Genomic DNA, 19,268 nt, shown 5'->3' on the forward strand with positions numbered 1-19,268 from the left:
CGAAGACCCACGCAGGATGCTAACACCCAAAACGATTTGTGCAAAACGGTTTGGTTTTCACGATTCGGTAACAGCTTGGGCCATTTCCCCCGCTTCCTGCCCCTGTCCCCCAGTGCGAAGCGGCTATCCTGGCGAGGTGCAGCGCAGCGGGAGACCGACGATCAAAGACGTGGCCCGAGCGGCAGGCGTCTCTCCGACGACCGTGTCGCACGCCCTGAACGGCAAAGGGGTCGTGCGCCGCGAGACGATCGCGCGCATCGAACAGGTCGCCGACGAGATCGGGTACCGGCCAAGCCCCATCGCCCAGGGCCTGCAGAACTCGCGCCTCGGCCTGCTCGCGCTCGTCATCCGGCCACTCCACAGCCTCGACACGTTCCTCCCCGAGGGCGTCGACTACTTCCTCCGCATGGCCGGCGCGGCCTCCCTCGCCGCGATGGAGCACGGCTACAGCATGATGCTCATCGACGACCCGACCAGGCCGGACGCCCCCCTCAGCGCGACGGCTGCCGACGCGTACATCGTCACCGAGCCGTTCGCCAACGATCCGGTGCTCACACTGCTGTCGGAGCGGCACATCCCGGTGGTCTCGGTCGGCTCCGATCCCGCGCGGCCCGGACAGTTCATCGAGCTCGCCACCCGCGACTGGGAGGAGGCCATCCTCGTGCTCGATCACCTCCGCGCGACCGGGGGCACGCGCATCGCGCTCCTCACCGGCACCGACGAGAACGCGTGGAACCGCGAGTCGGAGGACGCGTACCTGGAATGGTGCGCGCGGCACGGGCTGACCCCCGACATCGCAGCGTTCCCCGAGAGCGAGGGCGAAGGGGTGGGCGAGGCCGCGGCCGAACGCTTCTTCGGAGCGGCCGGCACGCGGCCCGACGCGATCTTCTGCCTCACCGGCCGCCACGCGGCTGGCCTCACCGCCGCCGCCGTGGCGCGCGGCATCCGAATCCCCGAGGATCTCCTGGTCGCTGCGGGATCGGGGGCGATCCAGAACCGCATCTCCACACCGAGCGTCACCACGCTCGACCTGCACCCCGAGGGTATCGCCGCGCGGGCGGTCGAGGTCGCGGTCGGCCTGGCGGAGGGGCGCACGCCGACCGGTCCGCTCGAGGTGCCGCGCGCAACGCTCGACGTGCGCGACTCGACGCGCCGCGCCCCGGTGTAGCCAGCTCGCACCCCGCTCCCCGGCCCTCACTCCGCGGCCCCCACTCCCCCCGGCCCCCACTTCCCGCGGAGAAATCTGGTATCTCGGAGCATTCGCGCATGCGAGCTCCGAGATATCAGATTTCTCCGCGTTGGGGGGCGCTGGGGCGCTCGGGGACGCTCGAGGCGAGCGAGCGAGGCTATCGCGCCGCGCCCTCGCCGAGGATCCCGTCAACGATCGCCACCCCGTACACAATGCCCTGACCCACCGTCGCGCCAGCCCCGGGATACACCTCGCCGAACGCGTTCGCCGCAGTGTTCCCCTGCGCAAAGAGCCCGGGGATCACCGAGTCGGCGTCGCTCAGCACACGGCCCGCCCCGTCCGTGCGCAAGCCGCCGCAGGTCCCCAAATCGGACAGCACCACCTCGACTGCGTAAAGATTCTCACCGTCGAGCTGCCGCAGGTTCGGATTCGGGGTGCGCGTCGGATCACCGTAGTAACGATCGTAGGCAGAATTGCCACGCTGGAAGTCCTCGTCGACGCCCGCGCCCGCGTGCGCGTTGAACCGCCGAAACGTGGACTCGAAATCGGCGACAGGCACCCCAATCGCTCGCGCCAGGAGCGCCGGGGTTGAGCCGCGATGCGCAATGCCAGCCCGGAACCAGTGCCGCGGCAATGGCATCCGCGGAAACACTTGACCTGCGAACAGAAAGTCATTGCGATACCGCTGGTCAAACACGAGCCACATGCGCCCGACCGGATCCCCAGCTGCTTCGCGACGCAACACCTCCTGCCCAAACGCCATGTAGTTCAACGCCTCGTTCACGAAGCGTTTCCCGTGCCCATCGACCATGAACGAGCCAGGCAGCGAACGCTCAGCGAGTAGGATCTGGGGCTCCGATGTGTCATCCACTGGCGCAACCGCGGGGAACCACCAGGCCTGCCCCATGTGTTGCACATCGGCCCCCACCTCCTGGCCGATGCGGATCGCGTCCCCCGTATTGCCCTCAGCGCCCAAGCTCAGGTCGCGCACCAGACCGGGCGACTGGTGCGCGCGGCGCAACCGCATGTCGTGATCGAAGCCGCCGGCGGCCAGCACCACACCACGACGCGTGCGCACGGTCACCTCGCGCACACCCTGCCGCAGCCGGGCACCCACCACCCGACCTTCATCATCAGTAATCAGCTCGGTGAGCTCGGTCTCAGTGAAGATTGGGATCCTTGCGCGCAGCGCCCCCGCGTAGAGGCCGCCTGCGAGGGCTTGCCCGCCGGCAGCATACTCTCGCTTGATGCTCAGGCCACCGATCCCCTGAACCACCCGCCAGATCGCCCGCGGCAGCGCACGCAGCGGTACACGAGCGATGAGGTTGAGCCACTTGTAATCCGCGCCGGTGACCGGCATCGGGAGTGGCGCGGCCATCGGTGCAGATCGAAGGCGCGCGCGCTCGGCGCCGAGCCGTGACAGGTCAAACGGCCGCGCCTCGACGGAGCGGCCAGCGGCGTTTCCGCCTGGAAGCTCGGGCTGATAGTCCGAATACCCACGCACCCAGCGGAGCCGGAGCGGGGTGGTGCGCTCAAGCATGCGCACCGCCTCCGCGCCGTAGTCCAGGTATGGTCGCCACCGGCTGCGTGGGCTCCGCCCGTCCACCACCGCCTCAACGTACTCGTCGCCGCGCTCGAGCGAGTCGACTGCGCCGTCACGGGCGAGCACGGGGCTCGCGGGCAGCCAGCAGGCTCCGCCGGATCGCGCGGTCGACCCGCCAACGTAAGCGGTCTTCTCCACCACCGCGACAGTCAAACCTCGCTCGTCCGCAGCAAGCGCGGTCGCGAGGCCGGTGCCGGACCCGACGATCAACAGGTCAACCGTCATGTCCTCGATTGGGCGCGGTGCGGGCAGTGTGCGTGCACTCATCATCCACCTCCAGGTGCGGGAACGGTGGGCTTCCGCTGGCCCGCCGTCCCAGGCTACGCCGGCGTGGATGCGGCCACGCGAGAAAGGAGTGCGCTGTGCGCCACTCGCCCGGGCTTCGCGTGTGAGCCCCCCTGCCTCTTCCCCCGAGCGTAGGGGATCGCGGGGGAATCGAGTGGTGGCAAACCGACGCTTCGGGCGCGGGAAGCGTCGGTTTGCCACTTCTCAAGAGGTGTGGGCATGGGGCCCGCAGCGCGCACCCCTTGCCCACACCCCCCACACAACCACTTCGCCCGCGTGGGCCCCCCCAAGGGGGGCCCACGCGGGCGAAGTGGTTGTGCGCTAGGCCAGGCGGGCCTGCAGGTTCTCGTCGATCGCGCCGAGGAACTCCTCGGTCGTGAGGAATGCCTGCTCAGGGCCAACGAGGAGCGCGAGGTCCTTGGTCATCTTGCCGGACTCGACAGTCTTGATGACCACGTCCTCAAGAGCCTCCGAGAACTCGATGAGCTCCTGGTTGCCGTCGAGCTTGCCGCGGTGCGCGAGCCCGCGCGTCCACGCGAAGATCGAGGCGATCGGGTTCGTCGAGGTGGGCTTGCCCTGCTGGTGCTGGCGGTAGTGACGCGTCACCGTGCCGTGCGCGGCCTCAGCCTCGACGGTCTGCCCGTCCGGCGTCATCAGCACGGAGGTCATCAGGCCGAGCGAGCCGAAGCCCTGCGCAACCGTGTCCGACTGCACGTCGCCGTCGTAGTTTTTGCACGCCCAGACGTAGCCGCCCTCCCACTTCATGGCCGAGGCGACCATGTCGTCGATGAGGCGGTGCTCGTAGGTGAGGCCGAGCTCGTCGAACTGCGCCTTGAACTCGGCGTCGAAGACCTCCTGGAAGATGTCCTTGAACTGGCCATCGTAGGCCTTCAGGATCGTGTTCTTCGTCGAGAGGTAGACGGGGTACTTGCGCGACAGGCCGTACTTGAACGAGGCGCGCGCGAAGTCGCGGATCGAGTCGTTGAAGTTGTACTGGCCCTGGATCACGCCACCGCCTTCGGGGAGAGTGACGACCTCGAACTGCTGCGGCGCCGAGCCGTCAGCCGGCTCGAAGGTCATGGTGACCTTGCCGGCGCCGGCCTTGAAGTCAGTGGCCTTGTACTGGTCGCCGTGCGCGTGGCGGCCGATGATGATCGGCTTGTTCCAGCCGGGTACGAGGCGGGGGATGTTCGAGATGATGATCGGCTCGCGGAACACCACGCCGCCGAGGATGTTGCGGATCGTGCCGTTCGGGCTGCGCCACATCTTCTTGAGGCCGAACTCCTCGACGCGCGCCTCGTCGGGGGTGATCGTCGCGCACTTCACGCCGACGCCGTGCTTCTTGATCGCGTTCGCCGCGTCAATCGTCACCTGATCGTCGGTCTCGTCGCGGTGCTGAATGCCGAGGTCGTAGTACTCGAGCGTGACGTCGAGGTACGGATGGATCAGCCGATCCTTGATGAACTGCCAGATGATGCGGGTCATCTCGTCGCCGTCGAGTTCGACGACGGTGCCTGCTACCTTGATCTTCGCCAACGCTTCTCCCAGTGTCGTATTGTGTGAGCTCGGAGGCGCGCGGCTCAGTGTGCGCCACGCGCTGAATTCATGCGGGCGCTGCGAATGGTGCGCGCCCGGTGTGGGGTCCGGTAGGACCGCCCACCACTCTACCCGAGTTCTGCTGGGTATCTCGGCGTCGAGATAATTTCTCAGTTCGGATTGCCGCCGCAGAACACCTGAACGACCCGCAGATCTGGGTCGAGGACTACGAAGTCTGCGCGCAGTCCGGCGGCGATGTCGCCGACGTCGGTCCAGCCGACGGCGCGCGCCGGCGTGGTCGCGGTCATGCGCACGGCGGCGCGGAGCGCGGCGCCAGCCGCGTCGGATGCGATGTCAGAGCCCGTGCCGCCAGCACCCACCGCACCGCGCACCGCGCGCTGGAACAGCGCGTCCATCGTGACGGTGCTGCCCGCGATCGTGTCGGTGCCGGCGAGGCGCGCCACACCACCGGCCACGGCGACGTCGAGCGCGCCGAGCCGGTACTCGCCATCACCGCAGCCGGCCGCCCCCATCGCGTCGGTGACGAGGGCGACCCGATCCGGGCCGGCCTGCGCCATGAGCCAGCCGACGAGCGCGTCGTCGAGGTGGGTGCCGTCGGCGATGAGCTCGACGGTGACGCGCGGGTCGGCGAGCAGCGCGAGGACGGGGCCGGGGGTGCGGTGGTGCAGCGGCGGCATCGCGTTGAACAGGTGCGTCGCCACGCTCGCGCCGGCGTCGATCGCGGCGCGCACGCCCGCGGCGTCGGCGTCGGTGTGCCCGATCGCCACGACAACGCCCGCGGCGCGGAACCGCTCGATCGCGGCGAGCGCGCCGGGCAGCTCCGGCGCGATCGTCACCATGCGCACCGCGCCAGGGGCCGCGGCGAGCAGCGCGTCGATCTCCACCAGATCGGGATCGCGCAGCTGCGCAGGGTCGTGCGCGCCGGCCCGCGCCGGGCTGATCCATGGCCCCTCGAGGTGGATTCCGCCGAGCGTGCCGTCGGCGACGAGCGGCGCGAGCGCCGTGAGCTGCGCGCGCAGCTCGGCGCGGCCGGCGGTGACGAGGCTCGCCATGGTCCGCGTGGTGCCGTGTGCGAGGTGCGCCTCCCGCGCGGTGCGCGCCGCCGCCACCGTGCCACTCGGGTAGTCGGCTCCGCCGCCGCCGTGCACGTGCACGTCGACGAAGCCGGGGATGAGGGTTCCCTCAGGGTACTCATGGGTGGGGGTGCGTGGGGGCTCGCCCGAGCCGATCGCGACCGTGCGGCCAGCTGAGTATTCCACCCAGCCCGGCGTGAGCACCGCGGTGCTCGTGACCACCCGGCCGGCCGCGATGATCTCGCTCACGGCGGCTCAGACCCCCGCGGCGACCCGCACGGCCGGCTTGTTGCGCTGCACGTGCTCGTAGTAGTCGATCAGGCGCAGCTTGCTCGCCGCGCTCCGGTCGATGATCACGGTCGCCTGCGCGTGCAGCTGCAGGGCGCTCGCCGGGCAGATGCTCGCGAGCGGCCCCTCGACCATCGCGGCGACGGCGTCGGCCTTTGCCTCCCCCTGCGCGACGAGGAGGAGCTCGCGGGCGTCGAGGATGGTGCCGAGCCCCTGCGTGATGCAGTGCAGCGGCACGTCGTCGATCCCGTCGAAGAAGCGCGCGTTGTCGGCGCGGGTCTGCGGCGCGAGGGTCTTCACGCGGGTGCGTGAGGCGAACGAGGAGCAGGGCTCGTTGAAGCCGATGTGTCCGTTCGCGCCGATCCCGAGCAGCTGGAGGTCGACGCCGCCGGCGTCCCGGATGCGGCGCTCGTAGTCGGCACCCGCCGCTTCGAGGTCGACCGCGCCGCCGTCGGGCACGTGGACGCGCGCCGCGTCGATCCCGAGCGGCTCGGTGACGGTCGTGCGGATCACCTCGTGGTAGCTCTCCGGGTGCGTGAGCGGCAGGCCGACGTACTCGTCGAGCGCGAAGGCGCTCACCGCGGAGCAGTCGAGCTCGCCGGCGGTCACGCGGGTAGCAAGCGCCTCATAGGTGCCGAGAGGCGACGAGCCGGTGGCAACGCCGAGAACCGCGTTCGGTTTCTCGGCGATCCGTGCAGCGATCCGCGCGGCCGCGTGCTCTGCGACAGCGGCCGCGTTCTCCACGATGATGACGTCCACTCAATTTCCTCCATGCGATTGGGTGCTGCACCGGCTGGGGCAGCGAGCGTCACAGCGGCGGATGTCGCTCGGCGCAGTTCAGGACCAGGATACGGGGCACCGGTTCGCCGAGTACTACAGCGACTCACTCCCCGTGAGCCGCGGGGCCAGCTCGCTGCGCGAGCTCACATCGAGCTTGCGCATGGCGCGCGCGAGGTGGTTCTCAATGGTGCGCACACTGAGGGACAGGCGGTCTGCGATCTCGCGGTTCTGCATCGTTGCCGCGAGCATCGACACCTCGCGCTCGCGCTTTGTGAGCTGGGGGCCACCGCGTTGCGCCGCGTTGGAATCGAGCGCGGCCGATACCTCAGCGGCGAGCAACGCGCGGAGTTCGCGAATGGTGTCGCCGAGAATCTCCGAAAAGTGATCGTTCTCACCGCCCGCATCAGGATGCCGTTTCTTCAGCATCGCGGAGAGCAACGTGATAGAGGTGGAGATCTCGGCGTCGAGGGAGATGCGCTGCGCGTACCGCGCGAGTGCAGGGTCTTCCTCGAGTGCTCGGCGCACGAGCTCCATGATGGCGGGGGTTCCATGGGATGAGGCGTCTGCGACGCGTTCGAGCTGCGCAAACACGTCCAGTGTTGGGCGCTCAACGAATGCGATCGCCGCGTACGTCCACGCAGCGTCGGGGAGTTCCATTTCGCGGCAGTGCAGCGCGATGCGGTTGAGCAGCTCAACCGCGCCATCAGAGTCCCCGTCGACCAGCATCCCGATGGCCGTGGCGAACTCAGGGTGCATCGCGGGAAGAGGGCCGAATATGCCTGGATAGCGGGCAGTTTCGGCGAGCACCGAGCGCGCGAGGTCGGCTTCGCCGCGCAGATAGTGCAGGTATGCAGCCCAGCGCAACTGCGCCAGGAAGTAGTCGGCATACGCGAGACTCGGTGTCCCGATCGAGAAGGTCGCGCTCACGGTCTCCGTTGCAAGGAGATCGCGGAACGTCGCGGCTTCCTGCTGCGCGAGAAAGTAGGCAGACAGCGTGATACGTCGGTAATCCTGTGTTGCTCTTGCCGCCGCGAACTCGGCTCGCAGCTCTCGCTCGTACTCATCCGGCCGCACACTCCGTGATCGCGTGATCGTGTTCCCGACCCCCGCGATCACCCGCTGCAGATGGAACCGAGAATCGAGCCGCTCGAGCTCCAGCTCCTCATGAATACGACCGGTAACGACCCCGATGAAGTGGCGGATCGCGAGCGTGAAGCCGTCGGTCAACTGTGCCGTCCGCTGCCACCAGTCCGACGTCCGGCTCCATTCCTCGTCGCGAGAACACGAGATACGCCTCGAATGCCTCGAACGCGACGCGCGCCACCGGATCCGGTTCCGCTGCAACCGCGGCACGCAGGCGTTCTTTCGCGCCCTCGCGGTTTGCCTGAGTGTCCCAGAACAGACGGTGCATCCCCAGCCGAATCGCCATCGGCGTGCTCCCGCCGCCTCTCGTGCGCTCGAAAACCGCGGCAGCTGCCGGGAGGTAGCTTTCGGTGGTAATCAGGTGGTCCAAGTAGATGACCGCGTGCTCGGCCGACGGGTCGCTCCGCCAATCACGCGTTGCCTTCGCGAGCGCGGTGTCACCCGTAGCCCGTTGGAATCGTGCGATCCCGGTGCCACGATTGTGCGCGCGGTCGAACGTTTCGGCGCGCGCCAGCGTTGCCGCCGCCCCCAAGGTGGCACGCTCTTGGGCCTCGGCATCGCCGAGCTCGCACAACAGATGGAGCGCTTCATAGTGCAGCGGGTCGATCGGCTGGTGTTGGAAGTAATCGGTGATGAGCGAGGGCCGTGGGGCGACCTGCGCCACCCCGGCTGCGTCGGCGAAGGTAGTGATGAGCCCATGCTGCGTCAGCCCGATCAGTGGAGCTGAGGCGATCGCATGGAATCGTTCCACCACAACGCTTTCGGCAAGCGCCAGCGCGTGAAGCGCTCGGAACTCGTCGCGCTGCAGGCCGAAAATGAGCTGTTCGACGGTGCTGCGCAGGTGCACGTTCCAGAGCGAATCTGCGTCGAGCGCCCAGCCACTCTCCTGTCGCACGATCTTGCCTTCCTGGGCCGCGGTGCGAAGGATCGCTGCCGCAATGCCGGTGAGTCCAGACGACATTGCGAGTACTTGCGACAGCACTTCGGGCTGTGCTGGCGCGCCGAGTACGCGCTGGGCGAGCAGACTGATCTGCGCATACCCGAGCGGGGCGAGCTCGTATCGCGCCTGCGTACGGATCTTGTTCGTTGCGGCACGGCCCTGTGCGTCCAGCATCACGAACGGTGGCGCGGAGAGCACCGTCGGGATGTTGCGTCGCGCGCGGGAGTACTCAATCAGGTACGCAGACTCCAGGTCGAGGTGCTCGGCGTCGTCGACCAGGATGAGTGGACGGGTTGCGGCATCGAGTTCTGCCGCAAGCTCATCGGCAATATCGCTCTCGCTCTGCGCGCCGCGAAGACTCACGAGCCCGGCCTCGCGCAGCGCGACATAGGGCTGGTCTCGGAATGCTCGGCGGCCTGTCACCCGGAACGCGGTGAAGCCACGCGCCTCCATCGCCGTGGCCACCTGCTCGAGCAGAAACGTGCGCCCCGTCTCGCGCGGAGCCACCAGGCGAACCGATGATCCATCCAGCAGCGCAGCCTGGATTTCTCGGACTTCGCGCTCGCGCATACAGCTCTCCCACCCCGGGTCGTTGCGCCACGGCCCACTCCGTGGCGCATGCCAGCACTGTACCGCGCGTTGTCGCTCTGCGCAGTTTTTTTCGCGACCCCTCGTGCTAGCCTGAGCCCCGCCCAACGACGGGCGGGGCGCCCATCAGGGCGTCATCTTCTACAACGGATCGTCCGGCACGTACCTGCCGGTGGAGGAGTTTCTCATGTCTGCACTCACGTTTGACAGCGTCTCGCGGGTCTATCCCGGCGCCACCACACCCTCGGTCGATGGGCTCTCCCTCGACGTCGCGGATGGCGAGTTTCTGGTGCTGGTTGGCCCGTCCGGCTGCGGCAAGTCGACGACATTGCGCATGCTCGCCGGCCTCGAGGAGGTCGACTCCGGCCGGATCCTGCTCGGCGACACCGACGTCACCCACATGCCGCCGAAGGATCGCGACATCGCGATGGTGTTCCAGAACTACGCCCTGTACCCGCACATGACGGTCGCGGACAACATGGGCTTCGCACTCAAGATCGCCGGCGTGAGCGGGGACGAGCGCGCGGCGCGCGTGCTCGAGGCTGCGCGGATGCTCGATCTCGAGCCGCTGCTCGGCCGCAAGCCGAAGGCGCTCTCGGGTGGCCAGCGCCAGCGTGTGGCGATGGGGCGCGCGATCGTGCGCCAGCCGCAGGCGTTTCTCATGGACGAGCCGCTTTCGAACCTCGATGCGAAGCTGCGCGTGCAGACGCGCACGCAGATTGCCGGGCTGCAGCGTCGCCTCGGCGTGACCACCGTCTACGTGACGCACGATCAGACCGAGGCGCTCACGATGGGTGACCGTATCGCGGTGCTCAAGGAGGGCAAGCTGCAGCAGCTGGGCACGCCGCGCGAACTCTACGAGACTCCCGCCAACCTGTTCGTCGCCGGGTTCATCGGTTCCCCCGCGATGAACCTGCTGCCGGCGGAACTCACTGGCGACACGGTGCGGGTCGGCGCGACCGAGCTGCCGGCACCGGCCGCGGTGCGCGCTGCGGCCGGCGATGCCGCGGTGACGCTCGGGATCAGGCCGGAGGATCTCGCGCTCGCGCCGGCCGGCGCCGCCGGGATCCCCGTGGTGATCGACCTGGTCGAGGAGCTCGGGGCGGACGGCTACCTGTACGGCCACCTCGACGACGGCGCCGGGGACGCTGCGGGCGTCGGGCTCGCCGGCGGCGCCGAGCGCGTCGAGGTCGTTGCACGGGTGAACGGGCGCGCTCACCCCAGCGCCGGTGAGCGCGTGGTGCTCACGCCGGCGCCCGAGCACCTGCACTTCTTCGCCACCGATTCGGGCGAGCGACTCGGCTAACCGCGAGGGCGCGGCGGTCACGGTTCGGTTACGAGCGCCAACTTCGCGTGGCTCAGGACTTGCGAATCTTTAGTTCGTTAGTTTTACTAACTCCATGACCGTCGCACCGTCGCGTACCCCGACCCCGAGCAGCCAACGACTCGGGCTTCCCGCACGCACGCTCCGCCCGCGGGTGAAGGCGACCCTCGGCGACGCCAAGCGCCACAACCGCACACTCGTGCTGCAGACCCTGCACGACACCGGCGCGCAGAGCCGAGCCGACCTCGCGCGGGCGACCGGCCTCACCAAGGTCACCGTGTCGGGCCTCGTCGCCGACCTCATCGCCGAGGGCCTGCTCCGGGAGCTCGGCCTGCGCGAGTCGCAGCGGCCGGGCAAGCCGGCGACGCTCGTCGACATCGCCCGCGACGCGTTCGCGGTCGTCGCCCTCGACCTCAGCGACCACCGCACGATGCGCGGCGCGGTCGTTGCGCTCGACGGCACCGTGCTCTCCCGCGTGGAGGTCGAGCGCGCCGAGGCGACCGGCGACGCGGCCCGCGACCTCACCGTGAAGCTCGCCACCGAGCTCGTTGCCGTCGCTGAGCTGCCGATTCTCGGCGTCGGCGTCGGCACTCCGGGCGTCGTCGACGACCACGGCGTCGTGCGCACCGCCCCCAACCTCGGCTGGGAGAACCTGCCACTGCAGGCCCTCATCGCCGAGCGCACCGGGCTGCCAGCGGTCGTCGCGAACGACGCGAACGTCGCCGCGCTCGCCGAGTACAGCTTCGGGGAGTCGAGCGACAACTTCATCCTCGTCACCGTCGGGCACGGCGTCGGCTCCGGCCTCATCGTCGACGGCCGCACCGTCGCGGGCAGCCGCTTCGCCTCGGGCGAGATCGGCCAGGTGATGGTCGGCACCGATCACGGCCTCGACGCCCCGTACGCGCGCGAGCAGGTGCTCGAGCACTGGCTCTCCGTCCCATCGCTCACCGCGGCCACCGGGCCGGAGGTCCCAGAGGCCGAGCGCGAGCGCGTGCTCCGCGAGGCCGGGCAGCGCCTCGGCATCGTGCTCGCACCGGCGGTCGGCCTCCTGAACCTCGCGGAGATCGTGCTCGCCGGGCCGCTCGAGTTGATCGGCGGCACGCTAGCCGAGGCGACACTCGAAATCCTGCGCCGCCGAACGATGCCAGATTCGCACAGCGACCTGGTGCTTCGCACGAGCACGCAGGGCACCGACCTCATTCTGCGCGGCGCGACCGCGATCGTCATGAAAGCCCAGCTCGGGATCAGCTAGCTCCCGAGCTTCAGACCGCGCTCCTCCGGAGCGCAGGACACGCTACACGCGGCACCCCGCGTGCGGCCCACCGAAAGGAAGAACACCATGGAGAGAAAGCTCACAGGTCTCACCGCTGCGGCCGTGGCCTCGGCGCTGCTGTTCACCGGCTGCAGCCAGGGGGCTCAGGGCGGCGGAGAGTCGGGGGGCGACGGCAAGTCGATTACCCTGTGGCTGGCTGGCGGGGACACCCCCGACGAGCTGCGCGACTACCTGAAGACCGAGTTCACCGAGCAGACCGGCGCGACGCTCAAGATCGAGGAGCAGGGCTGGGGCGATCTCGTCACGAAGCTCACCACCGCGCTGCCCGACGCGAGCAACACGCCGGATGTCACGGAGATCGGCAACACGCAGTCGCCGACCTTCACGAACGTCGGCGCGTTCCTCGACATCAGCGACATGAAGGAGGAGCTCGGCGGCGACGACCTGCTCCCCTCGTTCGTTGAGGTCGGCGAGGTCGACGGCAAGAACTACACGCTTCCCTACTACTTCGGCTCGCGCTACATGTTCTACCGCAAGGACGTGTGGGACGCCGCCGGTGTCGCACTGCCGAAGACGCTCGACGAGTTCAACGCCGCGGTGAAGACCATCGCGGAGAAGAACCCGAAGGGCATCGAGAAGTTCTCGGGCTTCTACCTGGGTGGCCAGGACTGGCGCGACGGCGTGTCCTGGATCTTCGCGAACGGCGGCGAGATCGCCGAGCTGCAGGACGGCGAGTGGACCGCAACGCTCGACTCCCCCGAGGCACTGAAGGGCCTCGAGCAACTGCAGGAGATCTACCGCACCGCGTCGAACGCACCGAACGACGCGAAGGACGCGAACCAGTACCAGTACCTGAACGACTCCGATCAGGTGAAGGACGAGGAGGGCAACGTCACCGACGACCTCTCGCTCGCTGCCGCGACGATCATGGCACCCGGCTGGGCGCACTGGTCGATCGGCGACCTGGTGACGAACGACGACGGTGAGCCCGTGCGCGAGTGGAACGACGACGTGTTCGGCACGTTCGTGCTGCCGGGCAACGACGGCAAGCCGGCCCCCGTCTTCGCTGGCGGCTCGAACATCGGCATCTCGGCGACGTCGAAGGAGCCGGAGCTCGCGAAGGAGCTGCTGCGCATCATCTACTCCGAGGAGTACCAGACGATGCTCGGCAAGAACGGCCTCGGCCCGGCGAACCAGCAGTACGCGTCGTCGCTCGGCGATGACCAGTTCGCGCAGGCGCTCATCGAATCGGCGTCCAACTCGAAGCTGACCCCTGCGGCTCCCGGCTGGGCCGCCGTCGAGGCGAAGAACGTCATGGAGGGATTCTTCTCGAAGATCCGCGACGCTGACGATCTGAAGCAGCTCGCGCAGGACACGAACGCGGAGCTCAACGCTCTGCTCAACCAGAAGTAAGCAGTTCCAGGCGTGGGGTCCGGCGCACCGCCGGACCCCACACCCCATCTTCGAGAGGTCACGATGACTCAGAGCGCCCCGACCGTGCGCAAGCGACGCCGCATTCGGCTGACCCCGTACGCGCTGCTCCTCCCCGCGACCCTCATCGTGCTGCTCGCGCTCGGCTACCCGATCGTGTGGCAGGTCATCACGTCGATGCAGCAGTTCGGGCTCGCGCAGCAGTTCGGCCAGCCCCCCGAGTGGGTGTGGTTCTCGAACTACGCGACGTTGTTCAGCAACCCGACGACGTGGCTCGTGGTGGCGCGGTCGATCGCGTTCTGCCTCATCGCGGCCAGCTCCACCATGGTCATCGGTGTCGGCCTCGCGCTCCTGATGCAGGCGGTTCCGACCTGGACCCGCCTCACGCTGCAGATCGCGCTGCTGCTCGCCTGGGCCACCCCCGTCGTCGCCGCCATGACCATCTGGAACTGGATCTTCGACTGGCGGCGCGGGCTCGTCAACTGGCTGCTCACCGGACTCGGTCTCCCCATGCAGGGCCACAACTGGCTGCAGGAGCCGCTGTCGTTCTTCGCCGTCGCGCTCATCATCGTGGTGTGGATGAGCGTGCCGTTCGTCGCGTTCTCCGTGTACGCCGCGCTCACGCAGGTGCCTGGCGAGGTGCTCGAGGCCGCGCAGATGGACGGTGCGTCGCCGTGGCAGCGGCTGCGCTACATCATTCTTCCCGTGATCAAGCCGGTGCTCGGCATCGTCATGCTGCTGCAGATCATCTGGGATCTGCGCGTGTTCACGCAGATCAAGCTGCTGCAGGATCGCGGCTCGATCGCCAGCCAGACCGACGTGCTCGGCACGTACATCTACCAGCTCGGCGTCGGCTCGAGCGACTTCGCCATGGCCAGCGCCATGTCGATCTTCGTGCTGCTGCTCACCATTGCCCTCAGCTGGGCATACGTCCGAAACCTCGTGAAGGAGGATGCACAGCCATGAGCCGCGCAGACACTCGCTCCGTCACCGCTCCGATCTCGGTGATCCGGCAGCGCGGGCACGAACGCCCACGCCGCCGCACCCGCATCATCCTCGGCGGCCTCGCCGTCGTGCTCGCCATCGCGTGGGCGTTCCCCGTCTACTGGATGCTGAACTCGGCGCTACTGCCGAACGTGGTGCTCGAGCAGACGAAGCCGACGCTGTTGCCCATCGGCGGCTCACTCAAGAACTTCGCTGCGGTCTTCGCCGACGGCAGCTTCCTGCGCGCGCTCGGGATCAGCCTCACGGTCGCCGGCATCGCGGTCGTGTGCTGCCTCCTGTTCGCGTTCCTCGCAGCGCTCGCGATTAGCCGATTCCGGTTCCGCGGCCGCCGCAGCTTCGTGCTCGCGGTCCTCTTTATACAGATGCTGCCGGCCGAGGGCATGTTCATCGCCCAGTACAAGCTGATGGGCTCGCTGAACCTCCTGAACTCGGTAGTCGGTGTCAGTATTATCTACATCGCAGCGGTGGTGCCCTTCACGATCTGGATGCTGCGCGGCTTTGTCGCCGGCATCCCTGCGGAACTCGAGGAGGCGGCGATGGTGGACGGGCTGAGCCGCACGCAGGCGTTCCTGCGCATCACCTTCCCGCTCCTCGCCCCCGGCCTCGTTGCGAGCGGGGTGTACGCGTTCCTGCAGGCGTGGAACGAGTTCACGGTCGCGCTCGTGATCCTGCAGGACTCGAGCATGCAGACCCTGCCGCTCTGGCTGCGCGGCTTCATCCAGCAGTCCTCGTCGCGCGCCATCGACTGGGGCGAGGTCATGGCGGCCTCCACCCTGGTCGCGGTGCCGGTGATCATCTTCTTCCTGTTCGTGCAGGGGCGCATGACGAGCGGGCTCGTCAGCGGGGCGGTGAAGGGATGAGCGCGCACCGCGACGCGCACGACCCGGCCCTGCGCCGCGCCGTGCGCGCCACGCTGATGCCCGGCTTCGCGGGGCTCACGGCACCCCAGTGGATCGTCGAGCTGCTGCGTGATGGGCTCCGCTCGGTCTGCGTGTACGGCCAGAACGTGGTCGACCGCGCGCAGCTCACGGCGCTCGGGCACGAACTCCAGCGCGCGGCGCCTGGCGCGCTCGTCGCGATCGACGAGGAGGGCGGCGAGGTGACTCGTCTGCACTACCGGAGCGGCGCGCCGTACCCCGGAGCCGCGATCCTCGGCAGGATCGACGATGCCGCGTACACGGAGGAGATCGGCCGCCGCGTCGCCACCGACATCCGCGCCGCGGGCTTCGCGCTCGCGCTCGCGCCGGACGCCGATGTGAACAGCACACCGGAGAACCCCGTGATCGGCACACGCAGCTTCGGCGCGACCGCCGCTGGCGCCGCGCGCCACACGGCGGCATGGGTGCGTGGCCTGCAGGCCGGCGGGGCCATCGCTTGCCCGAAGCACTTCCCCGGCCACGGGGACACCACGCAGGACTCGCACCTCGCGCTGCCGACGGTCGACGTCGACCTCGCGACGCTGCGCGAGCGCGAGCTGCCGCCGTTCCGCGCGGCGATCGAGGCCGGAGCGCGCGCCATCATGACCTCGCACATTCTGCTGCCCCAGATCGACCGGGCGGCCCCTGCGACGCTCAGCCGCCCCATCCTGCAGGGACTGCTCCGGGAGGAGCTCGGGTTCACCGGGGCGATCGTGTCCGACGCGCTCGACATGGCCGGCGCGAGCGGCGAGATCGGGATCCCCGAGGCGGCGGTGCGCGCGCTCGACGCCGGCTGCGACCTGCTCTGCCTCGGCACCGCGACCGGCGAGGCCGGACTGCGCGAGATCGAGGACCACGTGCTCGACGCGATCGCGGCGGGCCGCCTCGATCCCGAGCGGGTGCGTGAGGCGGAGCGGCGGGTCGCCGAGCTCTGCGCGTCGGCCGCGCCCGAGCACGCGGACACCGCCGCGGCCCCGCTGCCGAGCGGCGCGGAGATCGACCGCGTCGCCGCAAGCTTCGCCGGGCTCGATCACGCGCGCGCCTGGCTCGCAGCGCACCCGGCAGCGCGCGTGATCCGCGTCGACGCCGAGGCGAACCTCGCGATCGGCGATGCACCGTGGGGTCCGTTCGCCAGCGGGGCTGCCGAGCTCGTCCCCGGCGCCGCGGCGTCGTTCGGGGCGCGCGAGCTGATCCGGGTCGCCGGCTCGGCTGATCCGGGGTGGGGGCTGCCTGCGGCTGACCCGGCCGGGTCGGCTGGACTGCTCGTCATCGGGCGCGATCTGCACCGCGATCCCGAGGCGGTGGCCGGCATCGCCGCGCTGCGCGCCGCCGGGTTCCCGGTGCTCACGGTCGACATGGGGTGGCCGGCGGCGCCCGGCGTCGCGCACGGCCCGGCCGAGCTCGCGAGCTTCGGCTCGTCGGCGCTCGCCGGGGCCGCGCTGCTGCGCATCACGGAGGGAGCCGACGCATGAGCCAGGCGCTGCGCATCGGAATGGACATCGGCGGCTCAAAGACCGAGGCCGTCGCGCTCGACCCCGAGGGACGGGTGGTCGCGACGACCCGGCTCCGCACCGCGGGGGGCGCGGAGGGGGTGCTCAGCACCGCGGGCGCCGCGCTTGACGCGCTCGCGCGCGACACCGGGCGCGCGGTCGGCGACTTTGCCGCGGTCGGCATCGGGATCCCCGGGCAGATCGACCGCGCGGCTGGCGTGGTGCGGCACGCGTACAACATCGGGATCGATCACCTGCCGCTCGCACCGGAGCTCGCCGCGCGCACCGGGCTCACGATCACGCTCGACAACGATGTGACCGCAGCGGCGATCGGAGCGGCGCACCTGATGCGGCTCTCCGGCACGCTCGCGTACCTCAACCTGGGCACCGGCCTCTCGGCCGGGCTGGTGGTCGATGGCGTGCCGCTTCGCGGAGCGCACGGTGTCGCCGGCGAGATCGGGCATCTTCCCGTCGATCCGCTCGCCAGACCGTGCCCGTGCGGGCAGCGCGGCTGCCTGGAGACCGTGGCGAGCGGCTCCGCGCTCACGACGTTCTGGCCGGCGGGCGGCGCGCACCCCGGGCGCGTGCTCCTCGCGGCGGTCGACGCCGGCGACCCTGACGCGATCGACGCGTTCGCGGACCTCGTGCGCGGTGCGGCGAGCTGTGTGCGCCTGCTCGTCCTCGCGATGGATCCGCACACCGTGGTGATCGGCGGCGGGCTACGCCTCATCGGGCCGCGCCTCATCGACGAGATCCGAGCCACGCTCGACGAGTGGGCTCGCGAATCCCAGTTTCTCGCCGAGCTGGAGCTGAGCGGCAGGGTCCAGGTGCTCGCCGCCGACTCGCCGGCGGCCGCGGTGGGGGCAGCGCTCGCGTGATGGCCGAGAGGTTACGGTTCACTATGGATCCCGCACACAAGACTTGCGCGTTCCGACGCAGCCGCTAGCCTAAGGGTATGACCGAACTCAGACTCGAAGAACTCTCCGCTGCGACCATTGTCGCCGTGAACACGCTCGGTCTGAAGCCCGGCCAGGAGCAGTTCATTACTCCCGTGTCCTACGCTGCAGCGGCCGCCGTCACGCCGGCGCACACCGCCTGGCAGCGCGTCGTGCTCGACGGCGATCAGGTGGTGGGGTTCATCCACGGCAATTTCGATCCCGATGCGCCGCAGGAGGAGTTCCGCGCGGCGCTGTGGCGCATCAACGTCGACGCTGAGGCGCAGGGCGCCGGCGTCGGCACCTTCGCGGTGAGCGCGCTCATCGACGAGGCGCGCGCTCGCGGCGTCGACCGGCTGACCGTGCTCTGGGAGCGCGGCGAGGACGGGCCTGAGGAGTTCTTCCTCCACATGGGCTTCGTGCCGGTCGGGGAGACCCCGTACGGCGAAGTCGTCGGCGCAATCACTCTGTAGCCGGGAGTGACAGGCTCCCCCTCCCAGAGCTCACGCGGGGTCATCGCTTCGGTCGCTTCGGCCGTGGCGTTCGCTGGCGTCTATTTCGTCACCCCGATGCTGGCGCCCGCCTCCGCGGAGTCCGTGTGGGGCATCCGCATTCTGCTGACGATCCCGATGATCGCGCTCGCGCTCGTCGCGGTGCGGCAGTGGCACCTCGCGTCGGACATCGTGGCGCGCGTCCGCGCGAAGCCGGTGCTCGCCCTCGCGATCCTCGCCTGCGGGCTGCTCGTCTCCGCGCAGCTCTGGGTGTTCAGCTGGGCGCCCATGCACGGCCGCGGCCTCCAGGTGGCGCTCGGCTACTTCCTGCTCCCACTCGTCCTCATCGTGGTCGGCCGCATTCTCTACAAGGATCGGCTCGTGTGGTGGCAGTGGGTGGCAGCCGGGATCGCGGCCGTCGGCGTCGGGTTCGAGCTCGTGCGCGTCGGCGGCGTGTCCTGGGAGACGCTGCTCGTCGCCCTCGGCTACCCCGTGTACTTCGTGCTGCGGCGCGCGCTCGGCACGGCGCACCTTGGCGGAATGTTCTGGGAGTTCGTCGCGGTGTCGATCCTCGCGGCGTTCTTCGTGGTCCGCGAGATCGTGCAGGGCGACGCTACCGCGGCGAACCCTGCGCTGTGGTGGGCCGCTCCGCTCTTCGCGCTCTGGACGGGCTTCGCGCTGATGCTCTACCTCACCGCGTCCCGCCTCCTCACCCTCAGCCTGTTCGGCCTGCTGAGCTATCTTGAGCCTGCGCTCCTCGTCGTGGCCTCGCTGCTCAACGGCGAGCGCATCGGGGCGGACGAGTGGCTCACCTACGGCACCATCTGGGCAGCGGTTGGGGTGATCCTGATCGGCGGGATCGTGACACTGCTGCGCGAACGCAGGCGGCCATAGTCCCGCGCGTTCCGCCCCTTCGGGAATAGCGGATACGCCCTGCGCGATCCCGCACCACGGGC

The 19,268-nt window shown here is 69.4% G+C and carries 16 protein-coding genes; 10 read left to right on the forward strand and 6 right to left on the reverse strand.

Annotated features, from left to right (window positions below):
* The first annotated feature begins 169 nt into the window (after positions 1 to 169).
* Entirely contained in the window at positions 170 to 1,168 is a 999-nt protein-coding gene (locus EGM46_RS02045) for a LacI family DNA-binding transcriptional regulator (protein WP_241156122.1), read from the forward strand.
* Positions 1,169 to 1,346: 178 nt separating this feature from the next.
* On the opposite strand, the gene EGM46_RS02050 is transcribed toward EGM46_RS02045, so the two are convergent.
* From EGM46_RS02050 to EGM46_RS02075, 6 genes are all read right to left on the reverse strand, one after another.
* A complete protein-coding gene (locus tag EGM46_RS02050) occupies positions 1,347 to 3,059 on the reverse strand; it encodes a 3-ketosteroid-delta-1-dehydrogenase (RefSeq protein WP_125098514.1) in 1,713 nt (570 codons plus the stop codon).
* Between the two features lie 339 nt (positions 3,060 to 3,398).
* Positions 3,399 to 4,613: an NADP-dependent isocitrate dehydrogenase gene (locus tag EGM46_RS02055; protein WP_125098515.1), complete on the reverse strand. Its 1,215-nt coding sequence runs from the start codon at positions 4,611 to 4,613 to the stop codon at positions 3,399 to 3,401.
* A 170-nt stretch (positions 4,614 to 4,783) separates the two neighbouring features.
* Positions 4,784 to 5,956, reverse strand: coding sequence for an N-acetylglucosamine-6-phosphate deacetylase (locus tag EGM46_RS02060; RefSeq protein WP_241156123.1), 1,173 nt, complete (start codon positions 5,954 to 5,956; stop codon positions 4,784 to 4,786).
* Between the two features lie 6 nt (positions 5,957 to 5,962).
* Positions 5,963 to 6,754, reverse strand: coding sequence for a glucosamine-6-phosphate deaminase (gene nagB, locus EGM46_RS02065; RefSeq protein ID WP_125098516.1), 792 nt, complete (start codon positions 6,752 to 6,754; stop codon positions 5,963 to 5,965).
* A 114-nt stretch (positions 6,755 to 6,868) separates the two neighbouring features.
* Positions 6,869 to 8,002 carry a helix-turn-helix transcriptional regulator gene (locus EGM46_RS14920; RefSeq protein WP_241156124.1) on the reverse strand — a complete coding sequence of 378 codons (1,134 nt, stop codon included), beginning with the start codon at positions 8,000 to 8,002 and terminating at the stop codon, positions 6,869 to 6,871.
* Complete coding sequence (locus EGM46_RS02075) at positions 7,938 to 9,428, reverse strand: ATP-binding protein (RefSeq protein WP_125098517.1); 1,491 nt, start codon at positions 9,426 to 9,428, stop codon at positions 7,938 to 7,940. Before EGM46_RS02075 ends, EGM46_RS14920 begins: the two co-directional genes overlap by 65 nt.
* A 205-nt stretch (positions 9,429 to 9,633) precedes the next feature.
* Here EGM46_RS02075 and EGM46_RS02080 point away from each other — a divergent pair, with 205 nt between their 5' ends.
* The 9 genes from EGM46_RS02080 to rarD all read left to right on the forward strand — a co-directional run bounded on the left by EGM46_RS02080 (position 9,634) and on the right by rarD (position 19,206).
* Complete coding sequence (locus tag EGM46_RS02080; RefSeq protein WP_125098518.1) at positions 9,634 to 10,752, forward strand: ABC transporter ATP-binding protein; 1,119 nt, start codon at positions 9,634 to 9,636, stop codon at positions 10,750 to 10,752.
* 94 nt (positions 10,753 to 10,846) lie between these two features.
* Complete coding sequence (locus tag EGM46_RS02085; protein ID WP_125098519.1) at positions 10,847 to 12,022, forward strand: ROK family transcriptional regulator; 1,176 nt, start codon at positions 10,847 to 10,849, stop codon at positions 12,020 to 12,022.
* Between the two features lie 87 nt (positions 12,023 to 12,109).
* Complete coding sequence (locus EGM46_RS02090) at positions 12,110 to 13,456, forward strand: extracellular solute-binding protein (protein WP_125098520.1); 1,347 nt, start codon at positions 12,110 to 12,112, stop codon at positions 13,454 to 13,456.
* Between the two features lie 63 nt (positions 13,457 to 13,519).
* Entirely contained in the window at positions 13,520 to 14,440 is a 921-nt protein-coding gene (locus tag EGM46_RS02095; protein WP_125098521.1) for a carbohydrate ABC transporter permease, read from the forward strand.
* Positions 14,437 to 15,339 carry a carbohydrate ABC transporter permease gene (locus tag EGM46_RS02100; RefSeq protein WP_125098522.1) on the forward strand — a complete coding sequence of 301 codons (903 nt, stop codon included), beginning with the start codon at positions 14,437 to 14,439 and terminating at the stop codon, positions 15,337 to 15,339. Before EGM46_RS02095 ends, EGM46_RS02100 begins: the two co-directional genes overlap by 4 nt.
* Complete coding sequence (locus tag EGM46_RS02105) at positions 15,336 to 16,868, forward strand: glycoside hydrolase family 3 protein (RefSeq protein WP_125098523.1); 1,533 nt, start codon at positions 15,336 to 15,338, stop codon at positions 16,866 to 16,868. Before EGM46_RS02100 ends, EGM46_RS02105 begins: the two co-directional genes overlap by 4 nt.
* Positions 16,865 to 17,764, forward strand: a complete 900-nt coding sequence (locus tag EGM46_RS02110; RefSeq protein ID WP_241156125.1) for an ROK family protein — start codon at positions 16,865 to 16,867, stop codon at positions 17,762 to 17,764. The genes EGM46_RS02105 and EGM46_RS02110 overlap by 4 nt, the downstream gene beginning before the upstream one ends.
* Before the next feature lie 77 nt (positions 17,765 to 17,841).
* A complete protein-coding gene (locus EGM46_RS02115; RefSeq protein WP_125098524.1) occupies positions 17,842 to 18,294 on the forward strand; it encodes a GNAT family N-acetyltransferase in 453 nt (150 codons plus the stop codon).
* A 6-nt stretch (positions 18,295 to 18,300) separates the two neighbouring features.
* Positions 18,301 to 19,206 carry an EamA family transporter RarD gene (gene rarD / locus EGM46_RS02120; protein ID WP_125098525.1) on the forward strand — a complete coding sequence of 302 codons (906 nt, stop codon included), beginning with the start codon at positions 18,301 to 18,303 and terminating at the stop codon, positions 19,204 to 19,206.
* Positions 19,207 to 19,268: the final 62 nt, after the last annotated feature.

The organism is Leucobacter chromiireducens (assembly GCF_003917135.1).
Classification (GTDB): Bacteria; Actinomycetota; Actinomycetes; order Actinomycetales; family Microbacteriaceae; genus Leucobacter; species Leucobacter chromiireducens_A.

What these genes read in the sequence shown, in the direction of transcription:
- EGM46_RS02085 (WP_125098519.1), top strand. Translation starts at nt 10,847, where the DNA reads ATGACCGTCGCACCGTCGCGTACCCCGACCCCGAGCAGCCAACGACTC.
- EGM46_RS02080 (WP_125098518.1), top strand. Translation starts at nt 9,634, where the DNA reads ATGTCTGCACTCACGTTTGACAGCGTCTCGCGGGTCTATCCCGGCGCC.
- EGM46_RS02050 (WP_125098514.1), bottom strand. Translation starts at nt 3,059, where the DNA reads ATGAGTGCACGCACACTGCCCGCACCGCGCCCAATCGAGGACATGACG.
- EGM46_RS02110 (WP_241156125.1), top strand. Translation starts at nt 16,865, where the DNA reads ATGAGCCAGGCGCTGCGCATCGGAATGGACATCGGCGGCTCAAAGACC.
- EGM46_RS02105 (WP_125098523.1), top strand. Translation starts at nt 15,336, where the DNA reads ATGAGCGCGCACCGCGACGCGCACGACCCGGCCCTGCGCCGCGCCGTG.
- EGM46_RS02100 (WP_125098522.1), top strand. Translation starts at nt 14,437, where the DNA reads ATGAGCCGCGCAGACACTCGCTCCGTCACCGCTCCGATCTCGGTGATC.
- EGM46_RS02075 (WP_125098517.1), bottom strand. Translation starts at nt 9,428, where the DNA reads ATGCGCGAGCGCGAAGTCCGAGAAATCCAGGCTGCGCTGCTGGATGGA.
- EGM46_RS02115 (WP_125098524.1), top strand. Translation starts at nt 17,842, where the DNA reads ATGACCGAACTCAGACTCGAAGAACTCTCCGCTGCGACCATTGTCGCC.
- EGM46_RS02095 (WP_125098521.1), top strand. Translation starts at nt 13,520, where the DNA reads ATGACTCAGAGCGCCCCGACCGTGCGCAAGCGACGCCGCATTCGGCTG.
- EGM46_RS02090 (WP_125098520.1), top strand. Translation starts at nt 12,110, where the DNA reads ATGGAGAGAAAGCTCACAGGTCTCACCGCTGCGGCCGTGGCCTCGGCG.